At 65.9% G+C, this 19,720-nt stretch carries 21 protein-coding genes; 11 read left to right on the forward strand and 10 right to left on the reverse strand.

The features are described from left to right. Positions 1–73 precede the first annotated feature (73 nt). Positions 74–1,177 (reverse strand): GNAT family N-acetyltransferase, encoded by a 1,104-nt coding sequence (locus MF607_RS06425; RefSeq protein ID WP_242116736.1) that lies wholly within the window; start codon positions 1,175–1,177, stop codon positions 74–76. A gap of 90 nt (positions 1,178–1,267) precedes the next feature. Between MF607_RS06425 and MF607_RS06430 the strand changes: the two genes are divergently transcribed. The 3 genes from MF607_RS06430 to MF607_RS06440 all read left to right on the forward strand — a co-directional run bounded on the left by MF607_RS06430 (position 1,268) and on the right by MF607_RS06440 (position 4,371). Beyond that, positions 1,268–1,729: a DUF2721 domain-containing protein gene (locus MF607_RS06430; protein ID WP_242116737.1), complete on the forward strand. Its 462-nt coding sequence runs from the start codon at positions 1,268–1,270 to the stop codon at positions 1,727–1,729. Next, a complete protein-coding gene (locus tag MF607_RS06435; RefSeq protein WP_242116738.1) occupies positions 1,726–2,133 on the forward strand; it encodes a DUF4345 domain-containing protein in 408 nt (135 codons plus the stop codon). The genes MF607_RS06430 and MF607_RS06435 overlap by 4 nt, the downstream gene beginning before the upstream one ends. Before the next feature lie 339 nt (positions 2,134–2,472). Further along, a complete protein-coding gene (locus tag MF607_RS06440; protein ID WP_242116739.1) occupies positions 2,473–4,371 on the forward strand; it encodes a ribonucleoside-diphosphate reductase subunit alpha in 1,899 nt (632 codons plus the stop codon). Between the two features lie 148 nt (positions 4,372–4,519). Here MF607_RS06440 and MF607_RS06445 read toward each other — a convergent pair whose 3' ends face one another. Beyond that, positions 4,520–4,795, reverse strand: a complete 276-nt coding sequence (locus MF607_RS06445) for a DUF2171 domain-containing protein (protein ID WP_242116740.1) — start codon at positions 4,793–4,795, stop codon at positions 4,520–4,522. Between the two features lie 53 nt (positions 4,796–4,848). Between MF607_RS06445 and MF607_RS06450 the strand changes: the two genes are divergently transcribed. Next, the gene (locus MF607_RS06450) at positions 4,849–5,049 is read left to right on the forward strand and encodes a hypothetical protein (RefSeq protein ID WP_242116741.1); all 201 of its coding nucleotides are present in this window, start codon (positions 4,849–4,851) and stop codon (positions 5,047–5,049) included. A 135-nt stretch (positions 5,050–5,184) separates the two neighbouring features. Next, positions 5,185–6,234, forward strand: coding sequence for a ribonucleotide-diphosphate reductase subunit beta (locus MF607_RS06455; protein ID WP_242116742.1), 1,050 nt, complete (start codon positions 5,185–5,187; stop codon positions 6,232–6,234). A gap of 277 nt (positions 6,235–6,511) precedes the next feature. Here the strand turns inward: MF607_RS06455 and MF607_RS06460 are convergent, their stop codons facing one another. After that, positions 6,512–6,847, reverse strand: coding sequence for an HNH endonuclease family protein (locus MF607_RS06460; RefSeq protein ID WP_431311905.1), 336 nt, complete (start codon positions 6,845–6,847; stop codon positions 6,512–6,514). A 169-nt stretch (positions 6,848–7,016) separates the two neighbouring features. Between MF607_RS06460 and MF607_RS06465 the strand changes: the two genes are divergently transcribed. Beyond that, positions 7,017–7,325, forward strand: a complete 309-nt coding sequence (locus MF607_RS06465; protein WP_242116743.1) for a hypothetical protein — start codon at positions 7,017–7,019, stop codon at positions 7,323–7,325. Between the two features lie 198 nt (positions 7,326–7,523). Here MF607_RS06465 and MF607_RS06470 read toward each other — a convergent pair whose 3' ends face one another. Further along, positions 7,524–8,156 (reverse strand): outer membrane protein, encoded by a 633-nt coding sequence (locus tag MF607_RS06470; protein ID WP_242116744.1) that lies wholly within the window; start codon positions 8,154–8,156, stop codon positions 7,524–7,526. 317 nt (positions 8,157–8,473) lie between these two features. Between MF607_RS06470 and MF607_RS06475 the strand changes: the two genes are divergently transcribed. Continuing rightward, positions 8,474–9,784: an NAD(P)/FAD-dependent oxidoreductase gene (locus MF607_RS06475; RefSeq protein ID WP_242116745.1), complete on the forward strand. Its 1,311-nt coding sequence runs from the start codon at positions 8,474–8,476 to the stop codon at positions 9,782–9,784. 282 nt (positions 9,785–10,066) lie between these two features. On the opposite strand, the gene MF607_RS06480 is transcribed toward MF607_RS06475, so the two are convergent. Together MF607_RS06480 and MF607_RS06485 are read right to left on the reverse strand one after the other, a co-directional pair. Continuing rightward, a complete protein-coding gene (locus MF607_RS06480) occupies positions 10,067–10,369 on the reverse strand; it encodes a hypothetical protein (RefSeq protein WP_242116746.1) in 303 nt (100 codons plus the stop codon). Positions 10,370–10,380: 11 nt separating this feature from the next. Next, positions 10,381–13,236 carry a M16 family metallopeptidase gene (locus MF607_RS06485; RefSeq protein WP_242116747.1) on the reverse strand — a complete coding sequence of 952 codons (2,856 nt, stop codon included), beginning with the start codon at positions 13,234–13,236 and terminating at the stop codon, positions 10,381–10,383. Between the two features lie 136 nt (positions 13,237–13,372). On the opposite strand from MF607_RS06485, the gene MF607_RS06490 reads away from it, so the two are divergent. After that, positions 13,373–13,573, forward strand: coding sequence for a hypothetical protein (locus MF607_RS06490; protein ID WP_242116748.1), 201 nt, complete (start codon positions 13,373–13,375; stop codon positions 13,571–13,573). A gap of 89 nt (positions 13,574–13,662) precedes the next feature. Then, positions 13,663–14,106: a hypothetical protein gene (locus MF607_RS06495; protein WP_242116749.1), complete on the forward strand. Its 444-nt coding sequence runs from the start codon at positions 13,663–13,665 to the stop codon at positions 14,104–14,106. 3 nt (positions 14,107–14,109) lie between these two features. Here MF607_RS06495 and MF607_RS06500 read toward each other — a convergent pair whose 3' ends face one another. Together MF607_RS06500 and MF607_RS06505 are read right to left on the reverse strand one after the other, a co-directional pair. Next, positions 14,110–15,108, reverse strand: a complete 999-nt coding sequence (locus tag MF607_RS06500) for a hypothetical protein (protein WP_242116750.1) — start codon at positions 15,106–15,108, stop codon at positions 14,110–14,112. Then, positions 15,105–15,881 carry a glycosyltransferase family A protein gene (locus MF607_RS06505; protein WP_242116751.1) on the reverse strand — a complete coding sequence of 259 codons (777 nt, stop codon included), beginning with the start codon at positions 15,879–15,881 and terminating at the stop codon, positions 15,105–15,107. Before MF607_RS06505 ends, MF607_RS06500 begins: the two co-directional genes overlap by 4 nt. Positions 15,882–15,958: 77 nt before the next feature. On the opposite strand from MF607_RS06505, the gene MF607_RS06510 reads away from it, so the two are divergent. Next, complete coding sequence (locus tag MF607_RS06510; protein ID WP_242116752.1) at positions 15,959–17,014, forward strand: glycosyltransferase; 1,056 nt, start codon at positions 15,959–15,961, stop codon at positions 17,012–17,014. Beyond that, positions 16,984–17,781, forward strand: a complete 798-nt coding sequence (locus MF607_RS06515) for a glycosyltransferase family 2 protein (protein WP_242116753.1) — start codon at positions 16,984–16,986, stop codon at positions 17,779–17,781. The genes MF607_RS06510 and MF607_RS06515 overlap by 31 nt, the downstream gene beginning before the upstream one ends. A gap of 254 nt (positions 17,782–18,035) precedes the next feature. Here the strand turns inward: MF607_RS06515 and MF607_RS06520 are convergent, their stop codons facing one another. Next, positions 18,036–18,209 (reverse strand): sulfurtransferase TusA family protein, encoded by a 174-nt coding sequence (locus MF607_RS06520; RefSeq protein WP_242116754.1) that lies wholly within the window; start codon positions 18,207–18,209, stop codon positions 18,036–18,038. Between the two features lie 20 nt (positions 18,210–18,229). Continuing rightward, positions 18,230–19,603, reverse strand: coding sequence for a ribosome biogenesis GTPase Der (gene der / locus MF607_RS06525; RefSeq protein WP_242116755.1), 1,374 nt, complete (start codon positions 19,601–19,603; stop codon positions 18,230–18,232). Between the last annotated feature and the right edge of the window lie 117 nt (positions 19,604–19,720).

Genomic DNA, 19,720 nt, shown 5'->3' on the forward strand with positions numbered 1-19,720 from the left:
ATCGCCGCCGGTGGCTGTGAAGCCGCGATATTGGCCGATGCGCAGCCGATCGGCAATGCCGCGTATGGTTCGACTAATCCCCATCCGCAGCTTCACGGGTTGGAGCCTGACCCTGCCTCGCCCAGTGCTTCGCCAGCAGACGCCCTGCCAATGCGGGGAGGCCGGGCCGCAGGAACAGCCAGTCGCGGATCGCCGGCCCCGGTTCGGCGCCGATCAGCCGCTTATACCCGCTGTCGCCCGCGCCCCAATCGACCCGGGTGATGCCGTCGGCGACGGCGCGGACAAGGTTGCGGTAATAGAGCAGCTTTCCCGGCGAACGCTGGCGGAAGGCGACGTCATAGCTGTTGGCGATCGCGAATTTATGGGTCCCGGCATTGATATCGAACGAGAAGGCGGCGGGCTTGCCGTCCATCCGCAGCAGCGCGACCCACAGCATGTCGGCCAGCACCGGATCCGCGACGACCGATCGCCAGAACCGGCCATGCCCGTCCAGGGTGAATTTGGCGTCGCTGCCATCGGTCCGGCTGTTCAGCCAGCTGGCCCGTTCGACGGCGGCAAGGTCGTCGAACAGCGCCGGCGTCCAGTCGGCACCGCTGGCGAACGACCAGTCGGGTTCGCCGAGCGCCGCCAGATGCTTTTCGTTGAAGCGGTTCTTGCGCAGCGTCGACAGGCGCGGCCAGACCCCTTCCGCCTGGCGCGCGGTGATGTCGAGCAGATAGCTGTCGGCGATGAAGCGCGGCATGGCCCGCCAGCCGCTCGCCCGGGCGGCATCCAGCAGACCCTGTAGCATCGGATCGTCGTCATAGACCGGACCCAGCCGGAATCCGCGCACCTGCCGCCCCGCCTCGCCCAGCAGCGCCGCGAAATCGTCGGGGCCGGCGTCCAGCGCGACGGGTCCGCTGCGGAACGGCCAGTAGCAGCCGGGCAGTTGCGCCATGCGCAACGGGGCCGGCCCGAGCCCGATCAACGGCAACGCCAGCATCGGCTGCCCACCGCGTTCGACCAGCAACGTCCGCGCCGTGCCGCCATAGGTGTCGAGCGCCGCGGCATACCATTGGCGGCGCAGGAACCGATGGGTCGGGGCCGCCGATTCCGCGACCTTGTCGATCGCGTCGGGCAATTCGTCGGTCGTTCGCGCGACCGGTGGGGATGTACGCAGCAACATGGGCAGCATCATGCCGATAACCCGTTACGATTGGGTAGCGATCCGGTGTCGCAGTCCCTGCGCAACCTTGCCCGCCCCTTCCGCCCACGGCATAGCAGACGCGTGGAATTCGCACCTGTCCTGTCGACCGTCGCCAAGACGATCCAGACCGCCATCGCGCCGGTCTTCCTGCTGGCCGGGATCGGCGCGATCCTGAACGTCATGGTCGGGCGGCTGGCCCGGATCGTCGACCGGGCCCGCGACCTCGAGAAGCTCCATCCGTCCTCGACTGGGCCGGAGCATGAGCGGCATGTGTTCGAACTGCGGCTGCTCGACCGGCGCATCCGCGTCATCAACAATGCCGTGTTCCTCGTCGTGCTGTCGGCCGTCGCCAACTGTACCGTCGTCGCGATGCTGTTCATCGCCGAACTGCTCGACCTCGGGCTGGGCAAGGCGGTGGCGATCGCGTTCGTCCTGTCGATGGTGCTGTTGATCGGCGGGCTGGTCTGGTTCCTGTTCGAGGTGCGGATGTCGGTCCATGCGATTCGCGTCCGCGCCGAATTGCTGGAACGCGAACGCAAATGACCCCGCGCGGCGAACGGGCGCTGTTGCAGGCCGCGGTCGCGATCGTCTGCATCGTCCCGCTGATGGTTTCGACACTCGGCATCGTGCGTGGCGCGGTATGGTTGCAACCGGCCCCCGCGACCGACCTCGACAGTCACTTCCGCTATCTCTCCGGCATCTTCCTTGTGATGGGGATCGCCTTTCTGACCTGTATCCCCGCGATCGAATCGAGGACCGCGCGGTTTCGATTGCTCGGCGCGATGGTCGTGGGCGGTGGACTGGCGCGGCTGGTGTCGCTCGCCGGCGTCGGCGTGCCATCGCCGGGACATGTACTGGGATTGGGTATCGAACTGATCGTCGTGCCGCTGCTCATGCTGTGGCAGGCGCGCGTCGCGCGGCGATACCGCCACGCTGCCGCCACATAAAGTTCCGCACGGAAGCTCGATTCCGGGCGATCATATTTTTCTGCGTTCACGAAAAGTTCGCTTGCATTTCACGAACCCGGCGGATCGCCGTGCGTCGCGTATCTCTGCCCGCCCGAATGCCGCCAATGCCCGGCGTGAACGAAAAATTTGCCGTCTTGCGCACCGCCCGCTTTCCTACAATTAGTGGTGGCGAACGCGGGGGAGGCGCTACCGATAGTGTGTAACCCGCTGGAACCTCCAGTGCCGCCAACGCTTGTCAACAGGGATGGCGCGCGCGGACGTTCCGCAGAAATCGACAGGGGTTAGCGCCCCGTGCTAGAACACAAAAGGAACGGGACGATGACCTTCCAGGATAGTCAGGATGCCCAGATGAACGAGCTGCAATTCGCCGATCCGGCCCCCGCCGCCCCGGCCCCGGAACGTACCAGCCGCACGGTCGACGCGTTGCTGCACGCGGTCGAGGTCGATCATTCGCGCGACGCGCTGCTGACCGATTTCGGCAAGGATACGCTGAAGGACCGCTACCTCCTGCCGGGCGAATCCTATCAGGACCTGTTCGTGCGCGTGGCGTCGGCCTATGCCGATGACGCCGCCCATGCGCAGCGGCTGTACGATTATATCTCGAAGCTGTGGTTCATGCCTGCCACGCCGGTCCTGTCGAACGGCGGCACCGGACGCGGCCTGCCGATCAGCTGCTATCTCAACTCGGTCCCCGACAGCCTGGAGGGCATCGTCGAGACGTGGAACGAGAATGTGTGGCTGGCGTCGCGCGGTGGCGGCATCGGCACCTATTGGGGGAGCGTGCGCGGCATTGGCGAGCCGGTCGGGCTGAACGGCAAGACCAGCGGCATCATCCCGTTCGTCCGCGTGATGGATTCGCTGACGCTCGCCATTTCGCAGGGGTCGCTGCGGCGCGGGTCGGCTGCCTGCTATCTCGACATCAGCCACCCGGAAATCGAGGAGTTCCTCGAAATCCGCAAGCCCAGCGGCGACTTCAACCGCAAGGCGCTGAACCTGCACCACGGCGTGCTGATCCCCGACGCGTTCATGGAAGCGGTGCGCGACGGCGCCGAATGGGAGCTGAAGAGCCCCAAGGACGGGTCGGTCCGCGGCAAGGTCGATGCGCGGTCGCTGTTCCAGAAGCTGGTCGAAACCCGCCTCGCCACCGGCGAGCCGTACATCGTGTTCAGCGACCATGTGAACAACACGATGCCCAAGCATCACCGTGATCTGGGCCTCAAGGTCTCCACCTCGAACCTGTGCAGCGAGATCACGTTGCCGACCGGCAAGGATCACCTCGGCAACGACCGCACCGCCGTGTGCTGCCTGTCGTCGCTGAACCTCGAAACCTGGGACGAATGGAACGGCGACAAGCGGTTCATCGAGGATGTGATGCGCTTCCTCGACAACGTCCTGACCGACTATATCGAGCGTGCGCCCGACGAGATGGCCCGCGCGCGCTATTCGGCGAGCCGCGAGCGGTCGGTCGGCCTTGGCGTCATGGGCTTCCACTCGTTCCTGCAGGCGCGCAGCCTGCCGTTCGAGGGGGCGATGGCGAAGGCATGGAACCTGAAAATCTTCCGCCACGTCAACGCGCAGGTGAACGAGGCGTCGATGCACCTCGCCAACGAACGCGGCCCCTGCCCCGACGCGGCCGATATGGGCGTGATGGAGCGGTTCAGCTGCAAGATGGCGATCGCGCCGACCGCGTCGATCAGCATCATCTGCGGCGGCACCAGCGCCTGCATCGAACCGATCCCGGCGAACATCTATACCCACAAGACGCTGAGCGGATCGTGGTCGGTCAAGAACCCGTATCTCGAAAAGCTGCTGATCGCCAAGTCGAAGAACAGCGATGCGGTGTGGAACACGATCCTCGAGCGCGGCGGGTCGGTCCAGCATCTCGACTTCCTCAGCCAGGAAGAGAAGGACACGTTCAAGACCAGCTTCGAGATCGACCAGCGCTGGCTGCTCGAACTGGCCGGGGACCGTGCGCCGTTCATCGATCAGGCGCAGTCGCTCAACCTGTTCATCCCGGCCGATGTCGAGAAATGGGACCTGCTGATGCTCCATTATCGCGCATGGGAACTGGGCATCAAATCGCTCTATTATCTGCGCTCGAAGTCGGTGCAGCGGGCCGGGTTCGCCGGCGGGGTCGAGGCGGACAATACGTCCGAGCTGGCCAAGTTCGATCTGGGCGAGACGACCGATTATGATGAGTGCCTGGCCTGTCAGTGAGCGGGCGGCATCGATTTGCGTGAGCAAATCGATGACTCGCCACGGCGGGCAGCGGGGTCGCGCAGCGGACCCGTCTGACGGCGTGGCGGAACAGGCGACGAAAAAGGGGGCCGAAAGCCCCCTTCCCCGTCGCAAATCGGGCGATCGATCAGATGGCGCTGCCATCCTCTTCGGTTTCGAACGTCACCGCGACGTCGGCATTGGCGGACAGGCGGACGGTGTCGCCCTCAACCTCGGCGACGAGGCCGCCGTCGATATAATGGTGATGCCCTTCATGGCTGCTCGAGGCGCCTTCGACTTCCGCGCCACTGTCCTTCTTGGTCAGCTTGATGCGGTCGCCTTCGACGCGGTCGACGGTGCCGACATGGACGCCGTCGGCGCCGATGACTTCGGCATGTTCCTTGATGTTGCTGAGATCGGCCATGTTCATTCTCCGTTGGGGGCGGCGGTCAAACGCATGTCCCGGCAGTTGGTCGCATGACGCAGAACGTACTCATCATGCTGGCCATCGCGCTGGTCGCAGGTGGCACGGGCATGTGGCTGTTGCTGCGCCTGCGGTCGCGGGCGACGCAGCAGAGCCGCTATGCGCATGGCATGGTGGGGATGATGGCGCTGGCACTGGGGATCATTTTGGCGATCTTCGGGCTCGCGCAATGGTCGTGGAACAGCACGCCATGAACCGACCCAACCGTACCCCCGCGGAAGCGGGGGTCCAGAGCCATAAGCGACGACCTTCGCGACCCTAGGCTCCCGCCTGCGCGAGAGCACAACAGAATTCTATAGCAAACCAGAAATTTCCCCGGAGTAAGCCCCATGTCGCTCACCGAAGCCCGCAAGCAGTACAAGCCGTTCGAATACCCCTGGGCGTTCGATTTCTGGAAGCGCCAGCAGCAGATCCACTGGATGCCCGAAGAGGTGCCGCTGGGCGAGGATTGCCGCGACTGGGCGCAGAAGCTGACGCCGCACGAGCGCAACCTGCTGACGCAGATCTTCCGCTTCTTTACCCAGGCGGACGTCGAGGTGCAGGACTGCTATCACGAGAAATATGGCCGCATCTTCAAGCCGACCGAGATCAAGATGATGCTCGCCGCCTTCTCCAACATGGAGACGGTGCATATCGCGGCGTACAGCCATCTGCTCGACACGATCGGCATGCCCGAGAGCGAATATGGCGCCTTCCTCGAATATAGCGAGATGAAGGACAAGCACGACTATCTGCAGAATTTCGGGGTCGATACCGACGAGGATATCGCCAAGACGCTGGCGATGTTCGGCGGCTTTACCGAAGGACTGCAGCTGTTCGCGTCGTTCGCGATGCTGATGAACTTCCCGCGCTTCAACAAGATGAAGGGCATGGGGCAGATCGTGTCGTGGTCGGTCCGCGACGAGAGCCTGCACTGCGAAGGCATCATCAAGCTGTTCCACGCCTTCTGCAAGGAACGCGACTGCCTGACCCGTTCGGTGCGCGACGACATTGCCGACATGTGCCAAACGACGGTGCGGCTGGAGGACAATTTCATCGACCTCGCCTTCGAAATGGGGCCGGTCCACGGCATGACCGCCAAGGAAATCAAGAAATATATCCGCTACATCGCCGACTGGCGGCTGGGGCAGCTGGGCATGAAGCCGATCTATTTGATCGACGAACATCCCCTGCCGTGGCTGGCGCCGCTGCTGAACGGCGTCGAGCATGCGAACTTCTTCGAACAGCGCGCGACCGAATATTCGAAGGCGGCGACGCGCGGCAACTGGAACGAGGTCTGGGAAGGCTTCGACAAGCGCCAGAAGGCGAAGGTCATCGCGCCGGCGAACGAAGAAGCCAGCGGGATGGGCGACATGTTCGGCGGCGTGGCGGCGGAATGAGCGCCGGGCAAGCGGCAGCGTAGGCTGCCGCGAACCTCAAGGCGCGATCGGCCGGCGGCGCCTCAAGCGCCGACCGACGGCACGGGCTTTGCCCGTGCCCGCCACCCAAAGTTCACGAAGTTCACACTCGCACGCGGTTTGCGCGCCCTGCGTTCCGACTTGTCAAAGAGCGGGTCGCGACGACCCGGCAGCATGATGGCGACCGTCGATCGTGTAGGACAGTGCGAATGTCGCTCTGCCTGCGCGGGAACGACGCGAGGGGCGGCAGCGAATGCGCTCAACGCCCCCGCCGCACCGGCACCCGGAAATCGGCGGGCTTGTCGGCGACCCATTTGACGAACTTCGCGACCGCCGGAACCTCGCGCAGCGTGTCGAGGTCGGCGAGCGGACCGGCGAGGTCGGCGTTGGTCGCGCTGGCATGAATGGTGCGGTGGCAGATCGGGTGGACGGGTACGGTCTCGCGGCCGCCCTCGCTCTTGGGCACGCGGTGATGCCATTCGACCTGAACGCCGATCGGGCGACGGCAGAGCGCGCAGCTCATCGGCTCGACCGCGCGTGCGGCGAGCGCTTCGGCCGCTGCCAGTCCTGCCTTGCGCTTCACGCGTCCGGCCATTGCCTGCTCCCGTTCATCGGCCCAACATCGGCATGCATAATCGATCCGGCAAGACCGCCGAACATGGCAAGTCGCCATTCGTCCGCCGGTAGATGAACGGCAGATGAAGGAACCGCGATCGCGCCACGCGGGTTCTTCCCCGGCAAGTTCTGATCCAGGGAGAACCCGCATGAACCGCCTTTCATTACTGATCGCCGCAGCTGCAACTGCCAGTATCGCGACGCCGTCGCTGGCCAAAGACCGGTCGGTCCCGGTCTATTCGGACTATAACCCCTATTATCTCGATTATAAGACCGACATCTCGGAAGCGAAGCGCGAACTGCGCAAGGATCTGCGGCGCGCAAAGGATGCGTCGTCGCGCGAGGATGCGTGGCACGAATATCGCCGCGAGGTTGCCGACGCCGAACATGATTTCCGCAAGGAGATGGCCGAGCGCGGCATGATCGTCCGCCGCGGTCGGGTGACCGTCGAAGAATAAGCCTTCCCGTCGTCCTACGGGAATAAGCCGTCGGGTTTGCGCCCGGCGGCTTTTTTTGATGGCGAACGACCGGTCGCCCTGCACGAGCGGACTGTGCGAAAAAGAAAAAGGCCCCGGGCCGACGCCCGGAGCCTCTGTCTCTACGCAGTTACCGGGGCGGATCCCGATACGCCGGACCCGCCCGAACCGGGCCGATGTTTAGAAGTGGGTCGTCAGACCCAGCATCGGACGGAAGCTGTGCGCCGAACCGAAGGTCGACACTTCACCGCGCAGGCGGACGCCCGAGTTGCCGGTGATGCCGCCCAGGCCGATGTCCTTCGGACCGACTTCGAAACCGGCGCCGTAGGTCATTTCGTGATAGTCGCGGCTAGCGGTACCGAACCGGTCGAAATTGACCCAGCGATAGCCGACCTTGCCGTAGATCAGGCCCGAGTCACCCGCGCGGAAGCCGAAACGGCCGGCCGCGCCGTAATCCCAATCGATGTCGCCCGACACGCCCTTCGAGACGCTGCCTTCGGCACCGACGAACACCGGACCCAGCGGAACGTTGAAGCCAACAATCCCTTCGACCAGCGCGCCGTTGAGTTTGTCGTTACGGGCAACCTGCGGAATGCCGGCCTTGGTGGCTTCGGAGTCGAACTGCTCCCAGCCGCCCATGACGGCGATATACGGTTCGAAACCGATGCCGCTGGTGCCGTCGGGTGCGGTCACGGCGGGGGCCGGTTCGGAGGTGGTGGTCGTGTCCTGCGTCGTGGTCGACATGTCCTGCGCAAAGGCAGGGGCAGCGACGAAAGCGGCGGCAGCGGCAGCGACAGTGAAAAGCTTACGCATACAAAACCTCATCAGCGTTTACGGTCCCGACGTCGAAGCTGCGCCGGTTTGTCCGTGGCCCCTCTGAACCCCGAACCGCGCCCCCGGTTGCATTGCGTCGCAACAGGAACGTCACGAAACTCGCTACTGTGTTATAAGGGCAACGGTATCTTGCAGGCGGATGAACGAACCGTGGCGAAGCCGCCAGGAACATGGTGGCAATATGGCAGCGATGGTGCGGCAGGGCGGCAACGCCGCGCAACGAAGGCTGCGCTGACGGGTTGGTGATCCGGTCGCACGGTGCGGCCGGACCCGCGAAAAGGACGGATGGAGGCCATATGCGACCCCATATCATCATCCTCGGTGCCGGCTTTGGCGGGATCGCGGCGGCACAGGCGCTGCGCAAAGCCGATACCGATGTGACGCTGATCGACCGGACCAACCATCACCTGTTCCAGCCGTTGCTGTATCAGGTCGCGGGCGCCGCGCTGTCGCCGGCGGATATCGCGACCGCCAATCGCGCCCTGCTGCGCCGCAATAAAAACACGCGCATATTGATGGCGGAAGCGAGCGGGATCGACGCCGCTGCGAACGAATTGTGCCTCACCGATGGCCGGCGGTTGCGCTTCGATTACCTGATCGTGGCGACCGGTGCCGGGTATAGCTTCTTCGGCAACGATGGCTGGCGCGACCATGCGTTCGTGCTGAAATCGATCGACGATGCGCTCGCGATCCGGGCGGCGCTGCTCGGTGCGTTCGAACGGGCCGAGCAATGCGACGATCCGGCCGAGTTGCGACGGTTGCTGACCTTCGCCGTGGTCGGTGGCGGGCCGACCGGCGTCGAACTGGCCGGCACCATCGCCGAACTGGCGCGCACGACGCTGGCGCGCGATTTCAGTCGGGTCGATCCGCGCGCGACGCGGGTGGTGCTGTGCGAGATGGGCGACCATATCCTGCGCGCGTTCGATCCGAAGCTGTCGCAGGCAGCACGGGAGATGCTCGAGTCGCTGGGCGTCGAGGTGCGGACCGGCGAAAAGGTACAGGCGATCGACGAACGCGGGCTGACGGTCGGCGACCAGCGGATCGACGCGGCGGCGGTGCTATGGGCGGCGGGAACCGAGGCGCGTCCGGCGGCGGCGTGGCTGTCGGCCGATGCCGCGAAGAACGGCGCGGTGAAGGTACGACCCGATTGTTCGGTGCCGGGGCATCCCAATCTCTTCGCGATCGGCGACGTGGCTAGTTTCGACTCGGGCGACGGCCCCCTGCCCGGCCTGGCCCCGGTCGCCAAGCAACAGGGGCATTTCGTCGGCAGGCTGCTTGCGGCGAAGGTGGCCGGGCATTGCCCCGACGATACGTTCAGCTATCGCGATTACGGAACGATGGCGGTGATCGGCCGGTCGCGCGCGGTGGCGGAGATTGCGGGGCTGAAGCTCAAGGGTTTCGTCGCGTGGCTGGCATGGTCGCTGGTCCATCTGATGCTGCTGGTCGATTTCCGCAGCCGCATGTCGGTCTATGTCCATTGGGCATGGTCGTGGTTCACCTATGGCCGGGGCGCACGGCTGCTGACCGGCTATGCGCCCGATCCGGGGGAGACGCCGCGGGCGGCGGTACTGCCGGAGATCGAGAAAGAGGTGCGGGCGGCGGAGTAGCGGCCGGGAACCGTTCATCCTCGCGCGATGGTGAAACGGCTGGGAACGTCGAGCCCCAATCCAAATCCAGCGTACCCCGGCGCAGGCCCGGGTCCAGTTGGCTTGGCTTTTCCGCAAGTACGAACGTCCCCCGACTGGGCCCCGGCCTCCGCCGGGTTACGGAAAAAGAGATTTCAGAAGTCTCGGATGGCGGGAATACAGTCTGGAGCGGGCGCGTCCCCAAACGCAAACGGCCCGCCCGCATTTCCTGCGGACGGGCCGTTTCCGGTTCGGTTCAAGCGGTCAGCCGACGCGATTGCCGGCCATCGGGAAGCTGCCGAACGCGCCCGCGCCGACCGTGCCCGAAATGGTGTCGCCGTCGACCGTCGCTTCGCAGTCGAGCGTCATCGGCATCGGCACGACGATCGCGACCTTCCACGACAGCTTGTCGCCATCGACCTTGCCGTCGGTGATTTCGGTCGACCCCATCGCGCCGGAATAGGTGCCGGTGAAGGTGCCGCCGTCGCTCTTGACGTTCAACGTCGCCTGCTGGTCGCCCATCGGCGACTTGGTGATCGTGTTCCAGCTGCCATCGACATTCGCCATCTTCGCTCTCCTTACTTCGCCGCGACGGCCGGGGCGGACGGCGGCGTTGCCGACACCACCTCCACCGGCAGGCCCAGCGCGTCAAGCTGTGGGCGAACGACCTTGGCATCGCCGACCACCACATAGACGAAGCGCGCGGGGTCGATCGCCGCGCGTGCCGCAGCGTCAAGCTGGGGCACGGTGAGCGCACGATATTTTTGCGGCAACGTCGCCTGATAGTCATCGGGACGACCGAGGAAGTCGTTGAACCGCATCGCCGCCAGCACCGCGCGCGACGTTTCGTAGGTACCGGCCAGCTGCCGCGTCTCGCCATCGATCGACCGGCGGAATTCGACCGGGGTCACGCCGTTGGTCCCGAGGAAGCCGTTGATCTGTTCGCGCAGCGACGCGATGGCCGGGCCGGTCTTGTCGGCCTGCACCGGCGCGTTGATGACATAGGGCACGGCGTTCTGCATCAACTGGAACCCGCCGCGCGCGCCATAGGACCAGTGTTTCGCTTCACGCAGGTCCATGTTGATCCGGCTGAGAAAGCCCGAGCCGAGCACGGTGTTGGCGGTGGTCGCGGCCAGCGTGTCCGACTTCGCCTGCACCGGCGTCATCTGTCCGGCGACGATCAGCGACTGCGGCGAATTGGGCCGGTCGACCAGCACGATCTTCGGCGTGGTGGTCGCGCGCTGTGCCGGAAAGCTCTTGGTGCCCGCCGTCCCCGTTGCCCGCCAGTCGCCGAGCGAAGCGTTCAGCGCCGCCTGTACCTCGGCCAGCGGCCGGTCGGACACGACGAAGACCTTCGCCTTGTCCGGACGCAGCCACGCGTTGCGCCACGCGATCAGGTCGTCGCGCTTCAGTGACGCGACCGCCACCGGATCGCCGACCCCCGCCGCCAGCTTGGCATAGGGGCTGTCGGCGCCATAGAGGAGCGGCGGCAGCGTCATGTCGGCCAGCCCCTGCGGGTTGGTGCGCTGCTGCCCGATCTGCGCCATCACCTGCCCGCGCACGCGCTCCAGTTCGTTCGCATCGAACGCCGGATTGCGCAGCACGTCGGCGAACAGCATCGTCGCGCTGGTCAGATTGGCGCTGGGCGCGACGAAGCCGACCGTCGTCTGATCGGCGGAATTGCCCCCGCCCATCTGCATGCCGAGCTTTTCCTTGGCCTCCGCCAGCGCGATCGAATTGCGGGTGGTGGTGCCTTCGTCGATCAGCGACAGCGTCATGCCGGCGGTGCCGAGCTTGCCCGCCACATCGGCGGCGGTGCCGGCATCGAACACCATGTCGACCTGCGTCACCGGCACGGCGGTACGCTGCGCATAGACCAGTTCCATGCCGTTCGACAGGCGGCTGCGCGTGACCTTCGGGAATTGCAGCATAGCGCCAGTATCGGCGACGCCCGGCATGGTGCCGCGCGTGCCCTGGAACGGGGTTTCTGCAGCGGCCGGCGCGGCGGGTGCGGCGGCGACCGCCTTGGCTTCCTCATAGCCCTCGCGCTCGCCCTTCTCGACGATCAGCGTATAGGCCGGACGCGACATCCACTTCTGCGCGGCGGCGCGGGCACGCTCCGGCGTCATCGTCGCCAGCGCGTTCAGTTCCTTCTTGTAGAAGCCCGGATCGTTCGAATACAGCTCGCCCGACGCCAGCGTCACCGCCTTGCCACCGAAGCCGCCGACCGATTCCAGCCCGCCGATGGTGCCCGACACCTGCGTCGTGGCGACGCGCGCGACTTCGTCGGCGGTGGGACCGGTGCGGAGATAATCGGCGATCATCTGGTCCAGCTTCGCCTCGACCAGCTTTTCATCGACGCCCGGCCGCACGATCGCGCGGACGATCAGCATGCCGGCCTGCGCCAGCGACTGGACGCCGGCCGACACCTGCACCGCCAGCTTGTCCTTCTTGACGAGTTCGTTGTCGAGCCGTGACGAAGCGAGCCCGCCGAACGCGCTCATCGCGACGTCCAGCGCCGGCGCGTCGGGATCGTTCAGACCCGGCACCGGCCAGACCTTCATGATCATCGTCGCGGCGACATTGTCCTTCATCACCTCGCGCACCGGAGCGGCAAGGGTCGGCACCGCGATCTTCGGCAGGACCGATTCGGGCCCCTTGGCGATCTTGCCGAAATATTTCACGACCAGCGGGCGCGCCTCCTTGGCGTCGATATCGCCGGCCAGCACCAGCACCGCATTGTTCGGGCCGTAATGGCTGCGGAACCAGTTCTTGACGTCCTCGAGGCTGGCGGCGTCGAGATCGGCCATCGAACCGATCACCGAATGGCGATAGGGGTGGCCGACGGGGAAGATGCCCTCGGTCATCTTGTAGCGGACGAGGCCATAGGGCTGGTTGTCGCCCTGCCGCTTCTCGTTCTGGACGACGCCGCGCTGTTCGTCGAGCACGCCCTGCGTCACCGCCCCGAGCAGATAGCCCATCCGGTCGGATTCGAGGAACAGCGCGCGGTCCAGTGCCGCCTTCGGCACCGTTTCGAAATAATTGGTGCGGTCGTAGCTGGTCGTACCGTTCAGGTCGGTGGCCCCGATCGAGCGCAGCGGGTCGAAGAAATCGCCCGGCGCATTCTCCGATCCGTTGAACATCAGATGCTCGAACAGATGCGCGAACCCCGTCTTCCCCTCCGGCTCATGCTTCGACCCGACATCGTACCAGACGGACACAGCAACAATCGGCGCCTTGCGATCGGTGTGGGTGATGACGGTCAGGCCGTTGGGCAGGGTGAATTTCTCGTACGGGATGTTCACCGGTGCGACCAGCGCCGACAGCGGCGCGGCCTTGACCGGAGCGGGCGCAGGGGGCGTGGACTGGGCGGACGCACTCGCCCCGACGAGTGCCGTGGACGCGAGCAGGACGGACGCGACGGTACGAAACATGGAACCCCCATTATCGATAAACGGAATGACGGTGTATGGGCTGGCATTGTAACACGCAAGCGCGATGACGTTGCCGTTGGCCCTCCCCATTCTTACGCGCATGTAACTTATGATGTCTTCGGAGCGAACGGCCGTTTTGGCGGTTTTCATCGCGCAAACGGTGATTATGTTGCGATGCGCCATGACTATTCCATTCGAAACGCTTCGCACGATGCTGCCGATGGCTGAACAGTTCGACCGCCTTTTGGCGATCGGTTGGGAGGATGTCGGCGGGGTCGTTTTGGCCGTGGGAGGTATCGTCTTCCTGACGGCGGTCGGGGCATTGCGTTCGCGCTGACCCCAACGCGGCAATCATTGCCGTGTCGCAACATTTCCCCGGACGTGTTTTGGTCCCGGAAGAAAGGTAAGAGCTTCATGATCCGATCGATGACGGCCCTGTTGGCCGGGGCGATGGTGGCCGCGTGCGGAACGTCGGCCAATACCGCGCCGGCCGAGAATGTGGCGGAGCGGGTCGACCTGCGTCATCTGGTCGAGACCGACGTGGCAGGGAACGGGATCGAACGCTACCCGCTGGAGGGCGTGGTGATTCCGACACCATCCGACGACCAGTCGCGCTACGAACTGCTCCGCCAGCGCAAGACCGCCGCCGGTACGACGATCGCGATCCTGCGCCAACAGCGTGGCGACCGCTTCGTCTATGCCCGCACCGAACTGGATTGCGAACGCGACCTATTCCATGTCGTCGGGGTCGCAGACACCCGCGCGCATGTCGAAACCAACGTCGCGCATGACGGGCCGTTGCGGCCCACGGCGGGCCTGCCGCTGCGGCAAGAACTGTCGCGCTTTATCTGCCAGCGCGCCGAAGCGTAACGGCTATTCGCCCGCCGGCGGCACGGCCGGCGTGGCGACCTCCGCCTCGAACGCCGGATCGGGAGCGGCCATGGGCAGCGTCCCGCGTCGGCGTTCGAAGCTGGTGAGCAGGAAGAAAAGCAGGTTGCTGCCCTGGGTCAGCGCTCCGCCCGCCAGCAGCAGCCCCGCCATCGCCGCGCGCGGCCCATCGATGATATGGCTCATCTCCAGCGCGGCGGACAGGAACAGCAGGTCGCGATTGGGCACGATCGGCAGGCGGCTGATGACCATCTGCACGGTCAGGAACGTGACCCACACCGTCCATGCCTGCCCCGGCAGCACCACCGCCCATTGCGTCGCCTGGAGCAGGACGACGACGAGGATGCGGGCGACGTGGATCGCCAGCACGGTGGCGGCGACGCGCCACGATACCGACAGGATCTGGCGGCGCAGGCGCAGCAGCAGTGGGGTAAGGAACGCGGCGACCAGCAGGCCGGCAAGGATCACACCCCCCGCCGAATGCAGCCAGTCGGCGATCCACTTCGCCCGACCGGTCGCCATGAAGACGATCAGCAGCCCGGAGGTGATCGCCGCCGACGCGAGTGCCGAGAGGATCGCATTGTCCTTGATCGCGAGAAGCAGGGTCTTCGACGCGATGCCGAGCCGCTGACGGGCCCAGACGAACAGGTAGAGTTCGCCCGAATAGCCGACGAATGCCGAGTTGAAGACCCGTTTGCGCACGAACACCGGCAGCGCGCCGGGCAAGGGCCGGCCGAGCAGGCGGCGGAAGATCCAGACCTCCGATACCGGCAATGCCATGAACATCACGACGAACAGGATGTAGAACCACGGCGTGCGCGGCAGCGCCGCGGCGACGTTGCTCCACCCGATCGCGCGAACCTTCAGCACCAGCCACAGCAGCACGCCGACGAAGAACAGAGCGCGAAAGACCTTGCTCAATCGCGCCGCTGCCGGGGTCTGCGACCAGTCGTGCAGCCGCTGCCCGCGTTCGGCGAGGGTCAAGCGAATACTCCCGTACGGCGCGAGTCGGCGACGAACGCCGCGAATGCGGCGCGGGTATCGGGATCGAGGCGGAAGCGCGAATGACGCCACTTGCCGCCGGGCAGCAGCGAACGCAGCGCATATTCGATCGCGGCGGCAGGCGTGTTGCGCACCCGGCGTTCGAAATGGGTCCGCTCCCACGTGTTCGATCCATGGAAGGCGCGGACGAACAGGCCGGGCGCATCGAGGACGCCGATGCGATCGAGCGACCAATGGGCGAGGAAGTCGGTATCCTCGCCGCGCCGCTTTTCGGGATAGCGGGCCAGCGGGTCGGCGCGGTGGACGATGCTCCCCGGCACGCCCGGCTCCAGCGTGCCGACATAGGGATGGTCGAACCAGTCGGGCGCGTCGAGATGCATCAGCGTGCCGCGCAGGACGCAGGCATCCTTGCCCTGCGCCAGCACCGCGACCTGCCGCGCCAGCCGGTCGGGATGATACCAGTCGTCGTCATCCCATTGCGCGACGATGGTCCCGCGTGCGAGGTCGAGCGTCCGGTTGCGCAGGCGACCCAGCGTCGTCTCCGGGGTCTTTTGCACCCGGTCGTAGATTAGTCGGTCGGTAGGAATGTCGGCGAACAGCGGCGTATAATCCTGCTCGCCGTCATCGACGACGACCAGTTCGCGGTTCGCCCAGCGTTGCCGCAGGAAACAGTCGACCGCCCGCCGCGCCAGCGCGGCCCGGTTCGCGGTCACCATCACGCAGCTTACCCGCGCGCCGTCGTCCGACCAGTTCATCGCCAGCGCCTTAGCCGCAGCATGCGCGATCGACAATCGGGTGGCGCTGTCGCCGATGCGCTGGTAGCCGAACGGCGATGCGGATCATCTTCGTCCTGACCTATCCCAGCCATCACGGCGTCGCCGATACCGACGAATGGCTGCGCTGGGACAATCGCGACAAGCGGATGCCGGGTATCCTGACGGAAATGGGCGTCGACAGCGAGCTATGGGCGCTGGCCCCTGCGCCGCTCGATACCGTTGCGGCACTCGACGGGGTCGCCCCCTGCCCTATCCGGCTGTTCGCGCCGTCGAACCCTGCCGCCAAGACCCGCGATCAGGTGAGCGACACGATGATCGCCGCGGCGCGGGCCGATCCGGCCGATCTGTTCGTGCTGGTCGGCAGCAATGGCGGCGCCGGGTTCGACCTGTTCGACCGGGTATTACGGCCCGAGCGACGGCGGTTCGCGGTCATCATCGGCGGCGATTATTGGAGCCGGATCGTGCCGCATGCCGCCTTCGTCTTTCCCGAGACGTCGGTGCAGGAGGCGAAGCTGACCCGGCCGGGCTGGCGATTCTGGCGGCGGTCGGTGCCGGCGGTACGGATGCAGCGACTGCCCAAGACGATCGATACCAACCGCTTCGCCCCGATGGCGACCGAGAAGCGGTATGACGTGATCGCGACCAGCCGGCTGAGCCCGTACAAGAAGTTCGACGAGATCGCGGCACTGGGCGAGACGATGCGCGTGGCGGTGATCGGCGACGGGCCGCAGGCAGCGGAACTGCGCCGGCGCTTCCCGCAGGTCACCTGGCTGGGCCATGTTCCCAATGGTCAGGTGCCCGCGATGCTGGCGCAGGCGCGGCTGTTCTTCCATGCCGGGCGGCGCGACTATTTTCCGCGCGCCATCCCGGAAGCGATGGCGTGCGGACTGCCGGTAGTGGCGTTCGACGACCGGATCGGGACCGACGTGATTCCGCCCGATTGCGGCCTGCTGGTCGGCGATGGCGATTATCGGCGGCGGGTGGCGGCGTTGCTGGCCGATCCCGATCAGTTCGACGCGATGGGCAGTGCGGCACGGGCGCATGCGGTGGCGACGCATGGGCGGCGATCGTCGGAGGCGGCATGCCGGAAGCTGATCGAGGTGGCGGGGTGATCCGCTGGACCTTCGTGATCGCCTATTACAACGAGGCGGACTATCTGCCCGCGACACTGGCGGCACTGGCCGGGCAGACGGTGCCGTTGCGGCTGGTGCTGGTCGACAATGGATCGACCGACGGGTCGGACGCGATTGCGCGGGACTTTGCCGCGCCGGGGATCCAGGTGGTGACCCTGGCCGAAGCGCGGCCGGGGAAGATCCATGCGCTGGAAGCGGCGATGGGCGAGCTCAAGACCGAGTTCTGCGCGTTCGGTGATGCCGATACCTGGTACCCGCCGCACTATCTGGCCGAGGCCGAGCGGGCGTTCGATGCCGATCCGGGCGTGGTGGCGGTGATGGCTTTGGGGGTCGATGCGTCGGGGCAGAAGATCCGGCGGGCGATCTATTCCGGGATCGTGACGCGCATCCTGTCGAAGCAGACGCATACCGGCGGTTATGGGCAGGCGTTCCGGACCAGAGCGCTGGTCGAGGCGGGCGGTTTCTCCGAGAAGCTGTGGCCCTATGTGCTGCTCGACCACGAGATCATGCAGCGCGTCGCGAAGCTGGGGCGCGTGGTCTATCCGTTCCGGTTCTGGGCGAAGCCCTCGCCGCGCCGGTCGGACCGGCGGCGGGTGCGCTGGACCTTGGCCGAGCGATTTTTGTACCACGCGACGCCGTTTGCGGCGAAGGACTGGTATTTCCATCGCTTCCTTGGGCCACGATTGAAGGCACGGGGGATTACGCATTTGAACTTGCGGGATAAACCTTGGGAAGCCAGGCCGTAGGCCGGTCCAAAGTTCACGAAGTTCACACTCGTGCGCAATTGGTGGCGTGACGGGTTCGGGCGTTTTGCGGAAGCGGGTTCGGCCGTGAGAAAGAACGCCAACGGGTATCGCATAGTCGGGCGGTTGTAGGACAGGGCCGGCGCCCAAGCTCTTCCATACCCTCGCGCAGGCGGGGGGTCCGGGGTCCTGAACGCAAGCGATTGTCTTGTTTGGCCCTGGACCCCCGCCTGCGCGGGGGCACGGCAGCGCGGACGTTACCGTTCAGCCCGGAACCGGCCTTCGCTTACGACCACCAGCCTGGCCCCTACCGCCACCGCCGCGCTGGCCAGTTCGCCGCCGGCCTTCGGATCGTCGGCCTCGATCTCGACCACCGTCGCCCCGTCGCGCAGTGCCCTGGCCAGACGGATCGCCGGCCACGGGCAACGCATGCCACGGGCGTCGATGCGGATCACTTGCTATGGTCGAAGGGGTTTTTGGGCGCCCTTAGGTTCAGTCGCACAGGCACCGCGCCAAAGCCGAATTCCTTGCGCAAGCCGTTGACCAGATAGCGCTTGTAGCTTTCGGGCAGCTGGTCGACGCGGGTACCGAACAGGACGAAGCTGGGCGGGCGGGTCTTGTTCTGGGTGATGTAGCGCATCTTGATGCGCTTGCCGCCGGGCGCGGGGGGCGGATTGGCCTCCAGCGCGCGATCGAACCAGCGGTTGAGCTGGCCGGTCGAGACACGGCGCCCCCATGCCTCGCGCGTTTCGAACGCGGCCTGCATCAGCACGTCGAGCCCCTTGCCGGTCGCGGCGGAGACGGTCAGCAGCGGCACGCCCTTGGCCTGCGCCAGCCCTTCGTCGAGCGCGCCCTTCACCCCGTTGAACAGCGACGAGGCGTGTTCGGCAATGTCCCATTTGTTGAGCGCGATCACCAGCGCCCGGCCTTCTTGCAGGACGCGGTCGGCGATCTTGATATCCTGCAGTTCAAGGCCGCGGGTGCCGTCGAGCAGCAGCACGACGACCTCGGCAAAGTCGATCGCGTGGAGGGCGTCGGCGACGGAGAGCTTTTCGAGCTTTTCCTGCACCCGCGCCTTCTTGCGCATGCCCGCCGTGTCGATCAGCCGGACAGGGCGGACGCGGCCATCGGGGGCGGTCCAGTTCCAATCGACCGCGATCGAATCGCGGGTGATGCCGGCCTCGGGCCCGGTGATGAGCCGGTCTTCGCCGAGAAAGCGGTTGATGAGCGTCGATTTGCCGGCGTTCGGACGGCCGACGATGGCGAGTTTCAGAACGGCGGTTTCAGGGTCGTATTCGCCCTCCTCCTCCGGCTCAGGTTCGTCCTCGCGCTCGATATAGGGCTGGAGCGCTTCGAACAGGTCGGCGACGCCCTCGCCATGTTCGGCGGACATCTGCACCGGATCGCCGAACCCCAGCGCCAGCGATTCGAGTACGCCATTCTCGCCCGCGCGCCCCTCCGCCTTGTTGGCGACGAGCACGACGGTGCCGTCGGCCGAGCGCAGCCAGCGGGCGATTTCCTCGTCCAACGGGGTGATGCCGGCGCGCGCGTCGATCATGAACAAGGCGACATCGGCCATTTCGACCGCCGCCTGCGTCTGCATCCGCATCCGGCCCGGCAGCGTCGCGGCATCCTCATCCTCGAACCCCGCCGTGTCGACGATGGTGAAGTCGAGGCCGAGCAGCGTCGCCTGCCCTTCGCGGCGGTCGCGGGTCACGCCCGGCTGATCGTCGACCAGCGCCAGCCGCTTGCCGACCAGCCGGTTGAACAGCGTCGACTTGCCGACATTGGGACGGCCGATGATGGCGACGACGGGTAAAGGCATGGAAATTCCTGGAGTACGGGGTTGCCGCCGAGTGTAGGGGGTAAGGGAGGTTGGGTCGAGGGCGTTACCTCCCCAACGTCGTTCCCGCGCAGGCGGGAACCCATATACGCCAACGCA

It is taken from the genome of Sphingomonas lacusdianchii, assembly GCF_022664395.1.
Lineage (GTDB): Bacteria > Pseudomonadota > Alphaproteobacteria > Sphingomonadales > Sphingomonadaceae > Sphingomonas > Sphingomonas lacusdianchii.

Excerpts from the sequence above, each read along its gene's own strand:
- MF607_RS06505 (WP_242116751.1), bottom strand. The coding sequence starts at position 15,881 with ATGAACTGGTCGGACGACGGCGCGCGGGTAAGCTGCGTGATGGTGACC.
- MF607_RS06515 (WP_242116753.1), top strand. The coding sequence starts at position 16,984 with ATGCCGGAAGCTGATCGAGGTGGCGGGGTGATCCGCTGGACCTTCGTG.
- MF607_RS06485 (WP_242116747.1), bottom strand. The coding sequence starts at position 13,236 with ATGTTTCGTACCGTCGCGTCCGTCCTGCTCGCGTCCACGGCACTCGTC.
- MF607_RS06470 (WP_242116744.1), bottom strand. The coding sequence starts at position 8,156 with ATGCGTAAGCTTTTCACTGTCGCTGCCGCTGCCGCCGCTTTCGTCGCT.
- MF607_RS06475 (WP_242116745.1), top strand. The coding sequence starts at position 8,474 with ATGCGACCCCATATCATCATCCTCGGTGCCGGCTTTGGCGGGATCGCG.
- MF607_RS06455 (WP_242116742.1), top strand. The coding sequence starts at position 5,185 with ATGTCGCTCACCGAAGCCCGCAAGCAGTACAAGCCGTTCGAATACCCC.
- MF607_RS06425 (WP_242116736.1), bottom strand. The coding sequence starts at position 1,177 with ATGATGCTGCCCATGTTGCTGCGTACATCCCCACCGGTCGCGCGAACG.
- MF607_RS06465 (WP_242116743.1), top strand. The coding sequence starts at position 7,017 with ATGAACCGCCTTTCATTACTGATCGCCGCAGCTGCAACTGCCAGTATC.
- MF607_RS06520 (WP_242116754.1), bottom strand. The coding sequence starts at position 18,209 with ATGCGTTGCCCGTGGCCGGCGATCCGTCTGGCCAGGGCACTGCGCGAC.
- MF607_RS06445 (WP_242116740.1), bottom strand. The coding sequence starts at position 4,795 with ATGGCCGATCTCAGCAACATCAAGGAACATGCCGAAGTCATCGGCGCC.
- der (WP_242116755.1), bottom strand. The coding sequence starts at position 19,603 with ATGCCTTTACCCGTCGTCGCCATCATCGGCCGTCCCAATGTCGGCAAG.
- MF607_RS06460 (WP_431311905.1), bottom strand. The coding sequence starts at position 6,847 with ATGGCCGGACGCGTGAAGCGCAAGGCAGGACTGGCAGCGGCCGAAGCG.
- MF607_RS06495 (WP_242116749.1), top strand. The coding sequence starts at position 13,663 with ATGACGGCCCTGTTGGCCGGGGCGATGGTGGCCGCGTGCGGAACGTCG.
- MF607_RS06510 (WP_242116752.1), top strand. The coding sequence starts at position 15,959 with ATGCGGATCATCTTCGTCCTGACCTATCCCAGCCATCACGGCGTCGCC.
- MF607_RS06440 (WP_242116739.1), top strand. The coding sequence starts at position 2,473 with ATGACCTTCCAGGATAGTCAGGATGCCCAGATGAACGAGCTGCAATTC.
- MF607_RS06450 (WP_242116741.1), top strand. The coding sequence starts at position 4,849 with ATGACGCAGAACGTACTCATCATGCTGGCCATCGCGCTGGTCGCAGGT.
- MF607_RS06480 (WP_242116746.1), bottom strand. The coding sequence starts at position 10,369 with ATGGCGAATGTCGATGGCAGCTGGAACACGATCACCAAGTCGCCGATG.
- MF607_RS06435 (WP_242116738.1), top strand. The coding sequence starts at position 1,726 with ATGACCCCGCGCGGCGAACGGGCGCTGTTGCAGGCCGCGGTCGCGATC.